Here is a 16575-nt window from a genome sequence, read left to right on the forward strand (position 1 = left end):
ATTTTTTGTCACGGCGGTGGAAAATTAATCGCCTGGACCAAGTCCCAAAACACGCATCAATTCAGCATCTCGGCCATAGATGTCCTTCGAGAGGTTTAAATCGCCGACCTCATTCACTGTTGCTGTGAAGTAAGTGATATAAACAGGAACTGGGACCGGCAATTTTGCTACCTGCCTTTCGCTTGCGTTCATCGCCTCCTGTATTGATGTTTCCGTCCATTTGGGCGAGGACTCCATGACGAAGCTGGCCAGCGCCACTACATCTGCCACGCGAACGCACCCTGACGAAAACGCCCGGTCCGTCTTCGCAAATAGATTTTTATTTGGCGTATCGTGGAGGTAAATGTCATAGGGGTTGGTTAATGTAAACCGGACTAGGCCAAGAGCATTGTTGGGTCCTGATTTCTGGGTAAATTTATAAGGCAGCCGTTCTGGCAATATCGACTGCCAATCGACAGCGTGAGGATCGAGTTCGGGCGCTCCTTGCTTCCAGGACGAGAGCACACGAAAATCCAGCGTGGCGAGATAATTCACGTCCGCTTTTATTTTCGGTAATAAGTCCTCTCGAGCAACCCTTACCGGTACCGTCCAGGTTGGACGAAATATAATGCCAGTAATCTTATCATTTAGGATCGGTGTACGGCGCTTTTTCTGTCCAACAATGACCCGCATGCGCAGCCTTTCCGTACCGTCGGAAATTGCTCTTAAGTCAAACCCCGGAATATTGACAATAACGTAACGGGAGCCGAGATTCTTGGGCAATTGCCGCAGACGTTCAAGATTGATTGCTATTTTTGTGGCGATGTCGGCTGGTGATACATTCAGCGCGGCATATGTTTCAGGTCCGATTACACCATCCGGTGTTAGGCCATTGCGGGCCTGAAACCGCTGGACAGCGGCGAGAAGCGCATCGTCGAAGGTATCCGTTGTCTCATCGTCATCGGCTGGATAATCTCCCAATATCATCAAGCGCGTCCGGATATTAGGAATAGCCGGGTTGGTAGATCCGAGTTCCAGGTTTTCATTAGTGTTCAACCGTGGCCATTCAATTCCTGCGAGGGTGCGGTATCGTTGCAAATATTCCCTGAGGCTTTGATAATTTCGGGTTTGAGGGGGTAACGCTTCCAGCCAGGCGCCAAAATCACTTGTTCGCAGGCCGGCCTTCAATAAATCGGCAGCATTCGTCGGAGTAGGAATGTCAGAAAGCTCTGGATCTACATATCGCGCGGCCAGGCGTCCATCACGTACCTCTGCAATGTAGCGCAGTAGACCCAGCGTAAGCCTGCGGTCGTAATCCGGCTGGGCCGCTTCGGATGCGGGAAGTTCGGTCATAACATTAGTTGAAGGGAGGTAGTCTGACGGCCTGAGGCCCTCCCGGTCTGCTTGGCTCAGGAAGTTGAGAAGAATTTTTCCTCTCGGGGTTAGGCCAATTGCGGGCTCCCACCAAATAGAATCTTCCCCGACATCCGCGTAAATTTCATCAATTGCAGCGGGTTCAAGGTCGCTCCCGGCCTCATATGCCAACGCTACATTGTGAAGGGCTCCAAAATAGAACCCCAGCATCAATATCATAGCCACTGCGGTCAGTCCGCCAAACGTGCTGCTGACAATATGCTGTTTGTCGCGCATCTCACCTCCGTAGCTATATTATACATAATGTATAGTCTTGTCGTTACCACAGGCAAATTTCAGAGTGGATAGGGCAGGGGCTCCTGTTAAGCGCCATAGGAAAACTTTTTTAGGCATTGATCGAGCATTTGGCCTAAGGCAGGATGAAGGGGGCTTCGGAAGAAGGGAAACATCACCGAAGCGCACCTTTAGTTTGTTACCCGCTTTCTGCGGTCAATCGGTCGCAGCGTCGGCCAAAGTTGGATAGTCGACATAACCTTCCGGCCCACGACTGTAAAAGGTTGCACGGTTATAGGGAGTCAATGGAGCGTCAAGCCTTAACCGCTCTGGTAGGTCGGGGTTAGAGATAAAGAAACGGCCAAATGCAATCGCATCGGCCGTGCCATTCGCCAACATGATTTCGGCACTTTCCTTATTGAAGTTTCCGGCAGCAATCAGATGTCCATGCCACATTGGGCGGAACAGCTGAGCAGCTGAGGGCACATTCTTGTGATCTACATCGCGTTGCCCTGTCCCGCTTGCTCGCGGTTCGATCAGGTGCAAATACGCCAAATTGAATTTATCGAGTTCACTTATGAGATGGGAATAGAGAGGTAGCGGCTCATCCTCGCCACTATCGTTTGCAATACCATAAGGGGACAAGCGAATGCCAACACGGTTTGATCCCCATATTGCTGTAATAGCTTGGGTAATTTCCAACACCAACCGACAGCGATTTTCTATCGAGCCACCATAGACATCGGTGCGCAGGTTGGTGCGCGTTTGTAGGAATTGCTCTAACAGGTATCCATTGGCCGAATGGATTTCAACACCGTCGAAACCAGCCTCCATGGCGCAGCGGGCGGCGTGGGCATAGCGATCGACCAAACCCGGAATCTCCTCGGTATTCAACGCCCGTGGCGTAGGGCACGGAACGCGTTTAAAATCAGCCGTGGTGACATCAACATTCGCAGGGACCGCCGACGGTGCGATCGGCAACCCTCCGTCAGGTTGATAGGAGGGGTGTGACAGCCTACCCATGTGCCAGAGCTGCAGAAAAATCTTGCCGCCCTTGGCATGAACCGCCTCTGTTACCAATTTCCAGCCCGCTATTTGGGCTGGGGAATAAATGCCCGGCGTACAGGGGGCGCCCTGACCATCCTCAGAAACCTGAGAGGCCTCTGCAATGATCAAACCTCCGCGAGCAGCACGTTGGGCATAATACTGTGCCATCATTTCGTTTGGCGTATTTCCGGGAACTGTCGCGCGCATGCGTGTAAGCGGCGCCATTACAACACGGTTCGATAAATGCAACTCACCAATAGAAATTGGCGTAAATAAATTCGTTGTTTTCATTGGTGGCTTCTATCCTATTAAATCCTGTACCCAATTCTGTAGCCTAAATTACCCTCATCAGAGAATATAGTTCAGATTAACTGATGCGATGACTATTGCAATAGGCAGGAGCCTCCTCGGTAATTCAATAATTCAGACGATTAATAGATAGCGGAAATGCCTGAATTGCGGATAATGACTTAAAATTACTTCGAGTTATGACATCAAACCAATATTCAGCCCGAGCCTTCAGTGGATGCTGATCAGAAGTATATTTTCTCCTAATTCACTCTGCTTATTATGAAATGCGAAGCTATTCAAACTACTAGTTAACGTGACAACAGCAATTTTATGGTATAGTTCTAAATAAGAAGTGTTTTAAATAAGTATAGCGGAATGCTTGTTTGAGGGATTTAGTAGAAGAAATTACAATCTTTGCTGGCATTAAGGGGGTTTAGCAGAGATTTTGCGCTTAGGTTTTTGTCAATTCTAATAATGACGGTCTAAAATGGCTGCAGAAATTCTCACATCGGAAGTAAAAAAAGAACTTCGCGTCAATGATGCAGTCGAGGGCGCTATGACGCCGCTCGTTGTGCTCTCGATGTTATCCGCGCTGCTAACTATTTTCGTTCAAATGGGAATTCAGCCGCTATTTGGAATAGCTTTATTCCCATTGGGGCTGATGGTGGTTCTTTGTAGTCTCGGTTTGCAGAGTTATTTTAAGTTACGCCACAAAACCCGCCCCAAGGAAGTTTCGAAAAGACGAATGCGCGTCCTTCTTATATCGGCCCTAATTCTGGGTGCGAGTTGGGGCGTGCTCAACGTTATTTTGTTGTCACAAGGGAGTTTCGTCGACCAAACGATCGTGATCATCTTTGCCTGTCTCGCCGGATTTGCGTCCATTGGCATTAATTCCGTCCGCGTTGCCTTAGGCTTCAGCATGCCGGTTATGTTAATCACATGGGGCGCTGTTCTGTGGTTTAACGTAATGAGCTGGGTTGTCGGGTCGCTTTTGTTTGGTCTGGGGACTACCTCGATCATTCAGTTTGTCTTGGCGGCCAGAAGAACAACTATCACCAACATCAAGCTGACACTTGAGAATACGCAGGTGCTGAATGAACGGCTTGAGGCTGAAGAGAAACTCCGACTGGCGGAATCGAAAGCCGCACATGCGGAACAGAAACGACAGGCAGAAGCCAGTGAAATGCAGCGCAATATGATCAACGCGATTGCCTTTCCCATGGTACTGTCTCATGGCAATGATGCATTGGAGGTAACTCCCGCAGGACGAGAGCAGTTTCGCGTATCAGACGGCCCCTTGGAGGATGTCCACTTATCTGATTTTTTTGTAAATCCGCAAGATCAAAACCGTATGATTGAACTGCTTCAAGAGAAGGGCCGGCTGGATAATTATGAGGTCCTGATGCGTGACGCGGAAGGCAATCAGTTCTGGACGGTCGCATCCATGCGGCCCTTGAAATATGACGGCAAGGACTGCTGGCTGAATTCGATCTATGTCATCGATGCCCGCAAGCGTATGGAACAGGATCTGGCAATTGCCAAGGACGAGGCCGAGGCGATGCTTTCGGAACTGAAAACGACCCAAAATTCCCTCATCCATGCCGAGAAGATGGCGAGCCTGGGTCAGCTTACGGCGGGGATAGCGCATGAGATCAAGAATCCGCTCAATTTTGTGAATAACTTTGCCAAACTCTCCGCAGAAATGCTGGATGAGCTTAAGGAGCTTCTGGAAGCGCCGATTGCGGCTATGGAAGAAGATGACAGAGAGGATGCGGAAGACCTGCTGTCAACTGTTCGCGGCAATCTTCTCAAGATCGACGAACATGGGAAGCGCGCGGACAGTATTGTGAAAAACATGCTGCTACATTCACGAGAAGGGCCGGGAGAGAAGCAGCATGTGGATTTGGGGGCATTAGCAGTGGAAGCGCTCAACCTCGCCTATCATGGGGCGCGGGCGTCGGATTCGAGTTTCAATGTTGACATGAAAACAGAGATGGCAGCAGATCTTCCATCGGTGGAATGCCATCCACAGGATCTGCAGCGGGTCTTTCTCAATCTCTGCTCGAACGGGATGTATGAAGCCGTGAAGCACTCTAATGAGAAGGGCGAGACACCGATGCTGAGAGTAGCCAGCAAAGTAGACGGTGATAATATCGTTATTGAAATCAGTGACAATGGAGGCGGTGTGCCCGAGGAAATACGGGACAAGATATTCCAACCGTTCTTCACGACGAAACCAACAGGTGAGGGGACGGGCTTGGGGCTTTCCATGAGTTATGACATCGTTCAGCAACATGGCGGACAGTTAAGTCTTGAAAGTGAAACCGGAAAAGGAACAACCTTCCGGGTCAGTATGCCGGTCGGCGTATCGACGGGAGAAGCGCATTGACGATCTCTGTACTCATGGTGGACGATGAACCCGATGCAGAACCGTTATTCCGTCAAAAATTCAGGCGGGAAATACGGCGGTCGGAAATCGAATTTCATTTTGCACATTCCGGCCAAGAAGCACTTGACCTGTTGCTAGGCGAAAACGCCCCATCAGTGCTACTGGTCTTGTCTGACATTAATATGCCCGGCATGAGTGGAATGGAGCTGTTGACCAAAGTTAAACTGCAACGCCCGACCCTGCCGGTGATCATGATAACGGCTTACGGTGACGAGAAAACGGAGATCGAAGCAAAGTCCAAGGGGGCCGATCAGTTAATTTCAAAGCCTGTGAATTTTGAACGTCTTAAATCGTCACTGGTTTCTTACGGAATGGGCGCAGTGTGAGCGAAACAATACGAATACTCGTTGTGGATGATGAGCCCGACGTTGAGGGCCTCATCACTCAAAGGTTCCGGCGTTCCATCAGAAAGGGCGAAATGGAGTTTGTTTTCGCCTGTGATGGTGTTGAGGCCCTGGAACTGCTTGACCAGGATGCCAGCGTGGCAATGGTGCTGTCGGACATTAATATGCCAAGGATGGACGGTTTGTCACTGCTTGCTCATCTCAACGAGCTGCATCAGGATTTAAAGACTGTCGTCGTCTCTGCGTATGGTGATCTGGGCAATATTCGAACGGCTATGAACCGCGGGGCTTTCGATTTCGTGACTAAGCCAATTGAGTTTTCCGATCTTGAGACAACAATCCAGAAGACGTTGGCATATCTAAAGGAGTTCAAGGAGCTGCAACGGCAAAGAAATGAAGCGGAAATGGCACGCGCGGCATTGTCGCGTTACTTTTCACCAAATGTCGTGAAGGCTTTGTCGGATACTTCTGAGGGTTTGAAGCCGGGTGGAGAAAGACGGGAGGCGACATTCCTTTTCACGGACCTTACCGGATTTACGCATCTTGTGGAAAACACTGAACCGGACGTGATAGTCGAGCTTCTCAATTCATATATTGACGGCGTGGCCCGGATCATCTTTGCCCATGACGGTACGGTCATGAAGGTGATTGGCGACGCAATGCAGGCAACATTCGGCGCACCGATCGATCAGCCTTCCCATGCTGCCGATGCGGTGGCATGCGCCCTGGAGATTGACCAGTTCACGGAAGAGTATTGCGCCAAATGGAAATCAAAAGGCGTCAACCTGGGATCGACGCGCATCGGGGTTAATACCGGTGAAGCAATTATCGGCAATTTTGGAGGCGATTCATTCTTTGACTACACGGCTTATGGGGACGCGGTAAATGTTGCGGCGCGACTTGAGTCGGCGAACAAGGTTCTCGGTACCCGCATTTGTGTGAGCGAAAGTACGGTAAAGCAGATTGATAACTTCGGCGGCAGGCCCGTCGGTAAGTTAAGGCTTGCCGGCAAGTCGGGGAGCGTTACAGCTTATGAGCCTCTAAGTGACACGCAAATATCGGCCTTGGATTTACAGGCGTACTGCGAAGCGCATGAACTGTTGGCTGCTGGTGATGTGGGCGCGCGTCAGGCTTTCGCAGTCCTGGTCGGCAAGATGTCGGACGACCCGCTTACTTTGTTTCACCTGCAAAGATCTCTTGCGGGTGCACTTGATGTTGAAATTGATTTATCCGTCAAATAAAGCAATGGAGGCGATATGCGGGTACTATTCAGAATATTGTCCGGGCGAATTTAGAAGCCGAGCCTATGCAAAAACACGACAAAATTGGGTATAGTTAAAATCTCTAACACTTCGCGCTTGGAAAACTTAGCTTTTGGAGCACGTCACCCAGTTTCTCGCCAATTAGTAAGCCAACGAATGAAGATTAAGTGACAGGGGTGCCCACAATTGTAGGGATGTGGTTTCCGATGTTGTCTGCGTGGGATCATAAGCAGACCAATTAGCTCACTAGGCAATTCTGCGACTTCCAGCGCGATAAACGCGTCATTGCATGACAAACTTAGACAGCACGGCTCTGAATGAGCCCGACGATCTCGTTGCTATGTTGGAAATTCCCGTCCCTGAGTGGAGTTGAAATACCGAGAGGACGATTATATGCCGGCACGGCTTGCCTCTAGCGTATTTGTATATTTCCAGCCGCTGATTTAAATCTGCGAGGGGGCAGGCACGGAGCTCTTGGACTCAGTTACTATCTTCGGCCTTCAAGTAAATAGGTTGCTCTCACGCGATGTCCTTTTATCTTAATCTCGCCGCGCGGGGCAGTCTTATAGCACTCTGGCAGTTTTTCACGGGTTTCCGTTGAAATCTGGATCTGGTCGGGAATTCCTTCCGATTCCATTCTGCTCGCAACATTGACTGTATTGCCCCAGAGGTCATAGGAGAATTTCTGTTTGCCAATCACACCGGCGATGACTGCGCCAGAATGCACCCCAATCCTGAGTTTCAAATCGACATTGTTTTCCCGGCGAAACTCACCAAAGGCTTGTTGCATTCCCAATGCCAAATCGGCAATTTTCTCAGCGTGATCCGCGACGCTGCCACTCAATCCCGTTGCCACCATATAGGCATCGCCGATGGTCTTGATTTTTTCAGCGCCGTGGTGCTTCGTCAGCTTGTCAAAACGCGAAAAAAGATCGTTAAGCAAATTGACGAGTTCGCTGGCAGACATTTTGCGCGACAGGTCCGTAAAACCAGCGAGGTCAGCGAACAAGACCGAGACATTGTCATGGCTATCCGCCAGAGGTTCTTCCTGTGCCTTGAGCCGCGTGGCGATTTCCGCGGGAAGGATATTGAGCAGAAGTGACTCTGCCCGTGAAAATTCCAACTGCATCGCTTTTTCCGCGCGGATCACGGCAATATCGAAGGAGACCAGGATGCTGATAATAAGCGTAGCCATGACCAGAATGTTTGACGTCAGAAAGAACGCATAAATTTCGTTTGAAACCGGAATTAACGGCTCATTGAAGACGGCATAAGCGGCAATTGATGCCATTAAAAGGGAAAGGACGATTCCTGCGCCAATTCTGATTGGCCTGCTGATAAACGGTACCAGCAAGGTAATCGAAACTACGATTAAAATATGCAGCCAGTATCCGGCGAACAAACCGAGATATACCGTCGCCAAAGCGGCATGAACCGGAACTTCAATTAAAGTCAGGTAAGCCCTTTTCATATTTCCTTTATTGTGCTGCCACATCGCAAAAGCGAATACAGTAACGCTCAGTATGTTGAACGCCGCCAAAACTTTCAGGTCCAGGTGATTAAACAGTATAAAAAATCCGATATGAGCAAGAAAACCAATCGGATATATAAGCTGGCCGATAACATAAAACCGCGCATAGTCCGGTGGGAAATCAGCGGGAGCGGCCGGGAGCGCGGCCAAAATACGTCCTCCCAGGTTCTCTATTGGTGCGGCGCTCGTCATGGCATGATCCTTCAGTGGAATCTAATTTACTTATATATCATCAACGATGACAACAGTCATGGTCTCACTAATGGATATTCTTTGTATCTATCATTCCTCCCCAAATCAGATACTATGCCTGAAACGGGAGATTTCATCTTTGCCGCGTCGTCTTACCGCCATATTAATTGCAGATGTGGTCGATTATTCCCGCCTTATGGGTGAGGACGAGATCCGCACGCTTGCCGCGTTGGTGGAACTGCGCCAGAAATTATTTGAACCGGTTGTCGTTGCGCGTGGTGGTAATATTATCAAGCGCATGGGCGACGGTTGGATCGTCGAATTTCCGAATATTTCCGATGCGACCGCCTGCGCTATTCAGGTTCAGGAAGGGCTTTTGGATCATGCGGTCATTCAGCTCCGCATTGGCGTTCATATTGGCGACGTAACGTTTCAGGACGATGATGTCTATGGCGACGGGATAAATGTCGCCGCCCGCCTGGAAGCCCTGGCCGAACCTGGACAGGTGTTGATTTCTGATACCGCCCATCAGAGTCTGGATGGCAAGGCGGCTCTTAATTTTGGTGGCGGGGATCAACATGCGCTAAAGAATATCGCGCGACCAGTCACTGTCTGGCATTGGCCCGCCAAGGGGAAAGCGGATATTAAGATTGTCACGGACGTATCAAGCCCGGTTTCAGGGTTCGATGGCCGCCCGGCAATTGCTGTCTTGCCCTTTGATAACATGTCCAACGATCCGGATCAGGAGTATTTTGCCGACGGGATCGCCGAAGATATCCTGACCCGGCTGGCGATGTGGCGCTGGATGCCCGTAATCGCCCGAAATTCCAGTTTTAGCTTCAAAGGGCAGAAAGTCGATATTCAAGAAGTTGGAAAAAAGCTTGGCGCCCGATACGTGCTGGAAGGCAGCGTCCGCAAGGGAGGAACCAAGGTCCGCATTACCGGGCAGCTTATCGATGCGGAAACCAGCCGCCATCTCTGGGCAAATCGTTATGATGGGCAGATAGGCGATATCTTTGATCTGCAGGATCAAATCACGGAGGAAATCGTCGCGGCACTTGAACCGATTGTCGGTCAGGCGGAAGCGAACCGTGCACATCGGCTGACAGTGGACAATCTGGGGGCTTGGGACAAGACACAACGGGCATTGTGGCACTTCAACAAATTCACCAAGAAGGACATTGAGGCCACGCTTGGAATGCTGCAACCCGTTCTTGAAGAAAGTCCTGACTTTGCCCAGGCGCAGGCGCTCGCGTCCTTTGCAAACATGTGCCTGGCGCTATTTTCATGGACTGACAATCCGCAGAAGGCCTTGCAAGACGGTACCGCACAGGCCATGTCGGCCATTACCAGTGATCCAATGCATCCCATGGGAAATGCGTTGTCCGGTTTCATGTATGCTTATCAGCGCAAATATGCAGCGGCAATAAACGGCTGTCAGCGGGCCATTGAACTTAACCCGAGTTTTGCCATGGCCTATCACGCCTTGGGGGCAGTTAATATGTTCATGGGTCAGCAAGCTGAGGCAATTACGGCGATTAATAAGGCCGTTCGTTTAAGCCCGTTCGACAGTTTGATGCCGATGTGGTTGGGAACACTCTCGGCAAGCTATTATCTTTCGGAAAAATATGAGGAAGCACTGGAGTTTGCAGAACAGGCGATCCGGATTGCGCCGCATTATCCGCTGGCACTCAGGGGGCGCCCCAATGCGCTGGCGCAACTGGGTCGTTTGGACGAGGCCCGTGCCGCCCTAAAAGACTTTCTCGCGGTATCGCCGAACTATACTGTTTCCAGCGGTAGGGCGGGCATTCCCTTTCGAGACGAGCAGGTATTCCGGCATTATATGGAAGGCCTCATCAAAGCCGGGCTCCCGGATGAATAAGGCAAACGCCCGGCCTAGAGTTAATCCGTGGAATTGATGGTTTTGTGAAAATGATGACAAGGGCGGTAGTGAGTTTCTGAAAGATTGGTTGCGCGTTTGCGTACCGAGGCCTGGTTTCTAACCCAATCACTTAAAGGGAATCAGGATTCCTTCCTTCATCGCTTACCTTGTATTAGCGACTATTATAATTAGAGACTGGTATAGCGTTGAAGATAGCATCAGTAAATAAGTCAGCACCTGGGTCCCACCATCGCGCTTATGCGGCAATATTGGAGAGTATATCCTTTTAAATAACTCCCTTACTTCTAAGCTCAGCAATCTTGTTTTCATTTAAACCGAGGGATTTGTAAACTTCATCGGTGTCCTGACCGTGTCGGGGGCCGGTTCTGGTCACTGAGCCGGGCATTTTGGCATATTTCGGCGTGACGGCCTGCATGGCCACTGGACCAAGTTCCGAATCATCGACCTTAATAATGGCGTCGCGGGCCTTAAACTGCTCGGAATTGAATATGTCTTCAATCGAGAAGACCGGGCCGCCCGCTACACCTCCTGCTTTCATTTCCTCAAGGGCTTCGCTCTGTGTCCGATCTGCGAACCAGGCCGCGACGATTTCATCCAGTTCTTCCGAATGTGCCACCCTATCGCTGTTGGTCTTGAAACGAGGGTCGGCAATCAACTCAGGCTGTCCCATTTGACGGGCAAAATTTTCAAAGATTGACTGGGCCGACGCGCTTAAGGAAATCCATTTACCGTCTTTTGAGCGATATATGTTGCTGGGGCCAGCATATTGGCTTCGATTTCCGGACCTTTCTCTGACGTGCCCCAATTGATCATACTCGATCGGGAGGAATTCCAGCAGACGAAACATGGACTCTACTAGGGATAAATCAATAATTTCCCCGGGAGCCTCCGGATGTTTTGCCTTGTGCCAGCATGCCATAATGATTCCGAGTGCGCCAAAGATCCCGGTGGTTGCATCCGCAACGGGAAAGCCGATATGCATCGGTCCGCTCTCGGGGTATCCGCAGAGATAAGTGAATCCTGAAAAGGCTTCCGCGACACGTGCAAAGCCCGGGCTTGTCGCATTGGGGCCCGTTTGTCCATAGCCGGATACACGCAGTATAATAAGGCCCGGATGGCGTGCCTGCAGGACTTCAGGAGAGAGGCCATATTTCTCCAGCGTGCCGGGTCGGAAGTTTTCTACCAGAACATCGAAATTGCCGATTATGTCGAGCAGCAGTTCCCGACCTTGGGGTTTGCGAATATCGAGAGTAATTCCTCTTTTATTGCGGTTCGTGACTTTCCACCAGAGGGGCTTGCCATCCTTGTGCGGGGGCAGGTCCCGTAAGGGGTCTTCCCTATCGGGAAGCTCCACCTTGACAACTTCGGCGCCGAAATCGGCTAATAGGGTTGCAGCCATGGGTGCCGCCAGCATTGTTGCGAGATCTAGTATTTTAAGACCGGAGAGAAGTTGTGGCTTATCGTTCATTTTTTCCCTATCTGTTGATGGAGTCATATTCTTTGCCGATCAATTCTGCTGCCTTCATTGCGGCCGGGGCGCATTTGTCTCGGTAGGATTTATTGTATCGACTGCGGGGCATTGCGATCGCAATCGCCGCAATTACGTCACCTTTCCTGTTATATACGGGGGCGGCGACACCGGACGCCTCTTCGGCCCATTCCCCTTGCGCTGTGCCCCATCCGTTTTTCTTTATGAAATCGAGCCTGCTCATGAGAACCTCTTTGGTCAGGTCATATTCTTTGGCAATAGGGTCGGTTTCGATGAAAGAAAAGAGTGATTTTCGCTCTTCCTCATTCATCCCTGAAACGAGACAAGCGCCGGATCCGCTTAAGTAGACACGATTACGTCGTCCGACTTCCATTACGTAGCGAACTGGCTGGAGGCTGGCCTCGGTTGCAATGACAACGCGATCCCAGCCTTCCCGAACAAGAATAGTTGCAGTTTCGCCAGTTTCTTCCCGGGCCTCGCGCAAATGTTTTCTGGATATTTCGGCGAGGCCGTCGCGGTTGAGCATTGCATCAACAAGCGCAAGACAGCCAAACGAGAGTGAATAGCGATCGTTCGACGGGTCCTGAACTAGCAATCCCTCATGGGCCAAAGTCCTGGCGAGACGAAATGTGGTGACCTTATTGAGGCCAAGCACTTCGGTCAGTTCTTTAAGGGACATGTCTTTGCTGCCGCCCTTAAAGGCTCTCAATACTGCTACCGCACGGCTGACCGTTTGCAGATATTGCGTCGGGTAAGTCTGTACCGTTTTCACAATAAATTCTCCTGCATGTTGCTTCAAAAATTTTTGGTGCAATCAAATGATCGCGCAAGTCATGCCGATTGATGGTTCTTGACTAGAATAACCACTTTGCGATACTATTTCAATATAAGATATATCATTTCATATAATGAAACAAAAGGCAAGACTATATATGGTCAAAGCCTGCATTTTGGAGGAGGAAAACATGAGGAATTTTAGGGAGATGTTTGTGGGTGCAACATTGCTGCTTACTCTCGCAGCGCCCTCGGCATTCGCAGAAGACCATCCTGTTAATATTCCGTCAGGTCCCTTTGGAACGGGTAGCAACACCCTAAGCGGAGCGATGGAGCAAATTTCAAAAAAGACGGGTGCAAAAATTCAACTCGTTGCGGCAGAAACCCCGGGGTTGGTTTTCAACCTGAAACAACTCAAGGCAGATCCGGGAACCAAGCCGGACACCTTAACACCTTATACTTTTGGTCTTGCCTATCTTGCTGAGAACGGCCTGAAACCGTTTAGCGAGCCAACACCTGCGCCGAAGCTTCTGGCGACCTACCTGTTGGGCTCCGTCTGGCTGGCTACCTTGGACGAGAATATCAAGGAGCCAAAGGATCTGATTGGGAAGCGCGTTGGGTTAGGCCGCCCTCCGCAAATCTTATGGACAATTGAACCTGAACTGATCATCAAGCATGGTTGGGGGCTCGACGGACAAATTGATATTGAATATCTCGGAACAAAACAGGCCGCGCAGGCATTGCTGGATGGCACTGTAGATGCTGCAATCATAGGCGGATATGCTGACCCAATTAACAAGACTTTCAGCCCGAGCCCACAAACATTGACGGTTGTCGGTAGCGGAAAGACGCTCTACCACATTCCATGGGGAGAAGAGGCGGTTGCAAAGACCATTGCTGCCGGTGTCGGAATTAATAAACTTACCATTCCGAAGGATGCAATCGCGGGTGTAAATGCAGACATGCCCGGCTTTTTTGACCCTATTGCATGGGGTGCCTATCCGGAGATGCCTGATGAAACTGCATATGAAATTACAAAAATGATCATTGAAAATGTCGGCATGTTTAAGGAGTATCATGCCTTAGGGAAATTAATGTCGCGCGAGTCTCTCGCTTATGGCGTTGATCCTTCCAAGATACATCCGGGTGCGCTCCGCGCTTACAAAGAAGCCGGCTTGAAATAATACAAAAATCATAGTGTGCCTCCCGTCGGTAGCATTGCCGACGGGATTACCAGCCTATAATTTGGGGGATCCTTTATGGATAAAGAGTTTGATCGTGTGATCAGAATAGCGGTCTATATCGTCGCCTTGGCGATGGTGGCGTATCATATGCTTAGTGCATATGGAATTCTGCTCGGAAGCATTGAACATCAAACTGTGCATTTGGCCTTTATTTTTGGACTCACCTTTCTTGTTGTTGTTCGCTCTGCTGCCGGGCCAGTTCGCCGCCTTATCTACCTAGGCTTTCTTGCTGGCGGCCTGTTTGTCACGGCATATGTATATGTCAACCTGGATGCCTTGGAACAGAATGTAGGTTTCCCTACCCCGACAGATATCGCGATTGGCATCCTAATGATTGTCCTTACATTTGAGGGAACGCGGCAGGCTTGGGGCTGGATATTGCCGGTAGTTGCATTCGTGTTTGTTGCGTATTTCCTGTTCGGCCACTATCTCGGTGGCCCCCTCTATCACCGGCAATTCTCCTTGGGTTATGTAATTTCATATTTGTCGATTGGGTTTTCGGGCATTTACGGTACGTTTCTATCTATCTCAGCGAACCAAATATTCCTGTTTGTTGTGTTTGGCAGCATGATGGGACTTTTGCGGATAAATGATTTTCTGTATGAACTTGGTAAGCTTGTTGGGCGGCGTGTCGCAGGCGGGCCAGGCCAGACTGCCGTGGTCTCCAGCTCACTAATTGGCATGGTTTCCGGTGCGGCAGTTGCAAATGTTGCAATCACCGGCGCCTTCACAATCCCTTATATGAAGCGGGCGGGCTATTCTGCTCCCCTTGCTGGCGCGATCGAAGCGACCGCATCGACAGGCGGGCAGCTAATGCCCCCGGTCATGGGCGCAGCGGCATTTTTGATGGCCTTCTTTGTTGGGGTCCCCTACACGGATATCATGATCGCAGGCCTGATTCCTGCAATATTGTTCTATATCGGTGTGATGCTGTCGGTCCAGTTTGCCTCCACTGCCGCCGGTATTAAGGCCCCGCGAGAGATGCCTGATTGGTCAGTAATTCGGCGCGGTATCCCAATGTTTGTAATTCCAGTCGGTATTCTGACGGGCTTGCTCCTGTTTCGTTTCAGCCCGGCCTACGCAGCATTCTGGGCTATATGTACGGTTATTGTGTTGAGCTTTTTTCGATCAGGCGGGCGGCCAACTGCTCCGGAGTTTCTCGAGGTGCTTACAGAAGGCGCAATCGTTGGGGCACAGATTGGAGTTTCCCTTTGCATTGTTGGTTTAATTTCCCAGACACTGATAACCACGGGTCTTGGCGGTAAGATTGCTGGCCTCGTTGAGGTTTTTAGCGCAGGTAATATTGTTATTGGTCTGTTGCTGACGATGATCGTCTCGCTGGTTCTAGGGTGTGGCGTTCCGCCCGTCGCAGCATATAGTCTCGTTGCCCTTGTCGCGATTCCCACTATCATTAAGATGGGAGTGCCGGTCATGGCCGCCCATTTTTTCTGCTTTTATTTCGCGATCATTTCCGCGGTAACGCCCCCGGTTGCCATGGGGGCGTTGGCCGCCTCGGCTATCGCTAGGGCGAACTACTTTTCCACTGCGGTAAAAGCTTTTAAACTTTCACTCGCCGGGTTTGTCATTCCATTTTTTATCGTCTTCAACCCGGCAATGACCCTACAAAGCACAGATATGCTAAATGCGGTAATGTCTATTGTCGCAATTTTTGTTGTTCTGGCGGTCGGTACGGCGCTGCTTTACGGTACCGGAGCCGTTCGTTTTAGAGGACGGGATTGGCTGTTTGGTATTGTCGCTGTGGGAGCTAGTATTGCGTACGCATTATGCCGCAACATTTTATCCTCAGAAACTGAACTGGTCCTGTTTTTGATCGGATTAGCATTTGCAGTTTTGTTGTTCATGTCGCAACTTCGTCAAAAGCGCAGGGTCGTTACTGATCCTGTTCTTGGGTGATTGTTGTCGCGCGATTGTGACAACGCCAGGATTGGTTGTTCCTATTGGAGCGTTTCAAAATGACATGGACATTCGTTAGAGGAGAGCCGGTTTGAACGGGTCAACTGGCGCAGAATATTTATGGGAAAATATTAGCGATCTAAGTATTTGGACTATTTTTGCTTGGCCGGAATCACGACATTTCCTGCAATGGACGCGATATGGCAGTTTGACGCTCCTGCGTTTGTTGTTGCGCGGAATGAGCGATGCGCCAGTCATATGGCGGAGGCGGCAGCAAGATTGGCAGCAAAGCTCGGTGTTTTACTCGTGGGCCTCGGGTCAGGATTAGCCAATACTCTGACGGCTGCTCTCGCTGCAATGCGAGATTCTTCCTCGCTTTTAATAATTGCCGGCGCGATAGCAAACGTGGAAACAATCTTGTCTCATCCAGTTTCTATTGCAAACGTTGCGCCCTTGCCGCTGCTATTGGATAGTAATAGTGGCCTTGTTGGAGATTAGAAATTACTCCA

12 protein-coding genes are annotated in these 16575 nt (G+C 50.2%); 7 read left to right on the top strand and 5 right to left on the bottom strand.

What is annotated here, in order from left to right; genetic code table 11:
- Window positions 1-24: 24 nt before the first annotated feature.
- On the bottom strand, window positions 25-1629 hold the full coding sequence (locus tag J0X12_RS10225; RefSeq protein ID WP_207045221.1) for a L,D-transpeptidase family protein: 1605 nt from the start codon (window positions 1627-1629) through the stop codon (window positions 25-27).
- Between the two features lie 213 nt (window positions 1630-1842).
- Window positions 1843-2964 (bottom strand): alkene reductase, encoded by a 1122-nt coding sequence (locus J0X12_RS10230; RefSeq protein ID WP_207045223.1) that lies wholly within the window; start codon window positions 2962-2964, stop codon window positions 1843-1845.
- Between the two features lie 487 nt (window positions 2965-3451).
- On the opposite strand from J0X12_RS10230, the gene J0X12_RS10235 reads away from it, so the two are divergent.
- From J0X12_RS10235 to J0X12_RS10245, 3 genes are read left to right on the top strand one after another with little or no spacing between them, the layout of a single operon-like run.
- Window positions 3452-5353, top strand: coding sequence for an ATP-binding protein (locus J0X12_RS10235; protein WP_207045225.1), 1902 nt, complete (start codon window positions 3452-3454; stop codon window positions 5351-5353).
- Window positions 5350-5739 carry a response regulator gene (locus J0X12_RS10240; protein ID WP_207045227.1) on the top strand — a complete coding sequence of 130 codons (390 nt, stop codon included), beginning with the start codon at window positions 5350-5352 and terminating at the stop codon, window positions 5737-5739. Before J0X12_RS10235 ends, J0X12_RS10240 begins: the two co-directional genes overlap by 4 nt.
- Entirely contained in the window at window positions 5736-6998 is a 1263-nt protein-coding gene (locus J0X12_RS10245) for an adenylate/guanylate cyclase domain-containing protein (RefSeq protein WP_207045230.1), read from the top strand. The genes J0X12_RS10240 and J0X12_RS10245 overlap by 4 nt, the downstream gene beginning before the upstream one ends.
- Window positions 6999-7506: 508 nt before the next feature.
- Here the strand turns inward: J0X12_RS10245 and J0X12_RS10250 are convergent.
- Window positions 7507-8742: an adenylate/guanylate cyclase domain-containing protein gene (locus J0X12_RS10250; protein ID WP_207045233.1), complete on the bottom strand. Its 1236-nt coding sequence runs from the start codon at window positions 8740-8742 to the stop codon at window positions 7507-7509.
- Window positions 8743-8881: 139 nt separating this feature from the next.
- Here J0X12_RS10250 and J0X12_RS10255 point away from each other — a divergent pair, with 139 nt between their 5' ends.
- Window positions 8882-10624, top strand: coding sequence for an adenylate/guanylate cyclase domain-containing protein (locus J0X12_RS10255; protein WP_207045236.1), 1743 nt, complete (start codon window positions 8882-8884; stop codon window positions 10622-10624).
- Between the two features lie 286 nt (window positions 10625-10910).
- Here the strand turns inward: J0X12_RS10255 and J0X12_RS10260 are convergent, their stop codons facing one another.
- Window positions 10911-12113 (bottom strand): CaiB/BaiF CoA transferase family protein, encoded by a 1203-nt coding sequence (locus J0X12_RS10260; protein WP_207045239.1) that lies wholly within the window; start codon window positions 12111-12113, stop codon window positions 10911-10913.
- Window positions 12114-12120: 7 nt separating this feature from the next.
- Window positions 12121-12906, bottom strand: coding sequence for an IclR family transcriptional regulator domain-containing protein (locus J0X12_RS10265; protein WP_207045243.1), 786 nt, complete (start codon window positions 12904-12906; stop codon window positions 12121-12123).
- 217 nt (window positions 12907-13123) lie between these two features.
- On the opposite strand from J0X12_RS10265, the gene J0X12_RS10270 reads away from it, so the two are divergent.
- The 3 genes from J0X12_RS10270 to J0X12_RS17680 all read left to right on the top strand — a co-directional run bounded on the left by J0X12_RS10270 (window position 13124) and on the right by J0X12_RS17680 (window position 16564).
- The gene (locus tag J0X12_RS10270; RefSeq protein WP_207045246.1) at window positions 13124-14092 is read left to right on the top strand and encodes a TAXI family TRAP transporter solute-binding subunit; all 969 of its coding nucleotides are present in this window, start codon (window positions 13124-13126) and stop codon (window positions 14090-14092) included.
- 75 nt (window positions 14093-14167) lie between these two features.
- Complete coding sequence (locus J0X12_RS10275) at window positions 14168-16066, top strand: TRAP transporter permease (RefSeq protein ID WP_207045249.1); 1899 nt, start codon at window positions 14168-14170, stop codon at window positions 16064-16066.
- A 162-nt stretch (window positions 16067-16228) separates the two neighbouring features.
- Window positions 16229-16564, top strand: coding sequence for a thiamine pyrophosphate-binding protein (locus J0X12_RS17680; RefSeq protein WP_207045252.1), 336 nt, complete (start codon window positions 16229-16231; stop codon window positions 16562-16564).
- Window positions 16565-16575: the final 11 nt, after the last annotated feature.

Source organism: Sneathiella sedimenti (genome assembly GCF_017313765.1).
In the GTDB taxonomy this organism is placed as follows: Bacteria; Pseudomonadota; Alphaproteobacteria; order Sneathiellales; family Sneathiellaceae; genus Sneathiella; species Sneathiella sedimenti.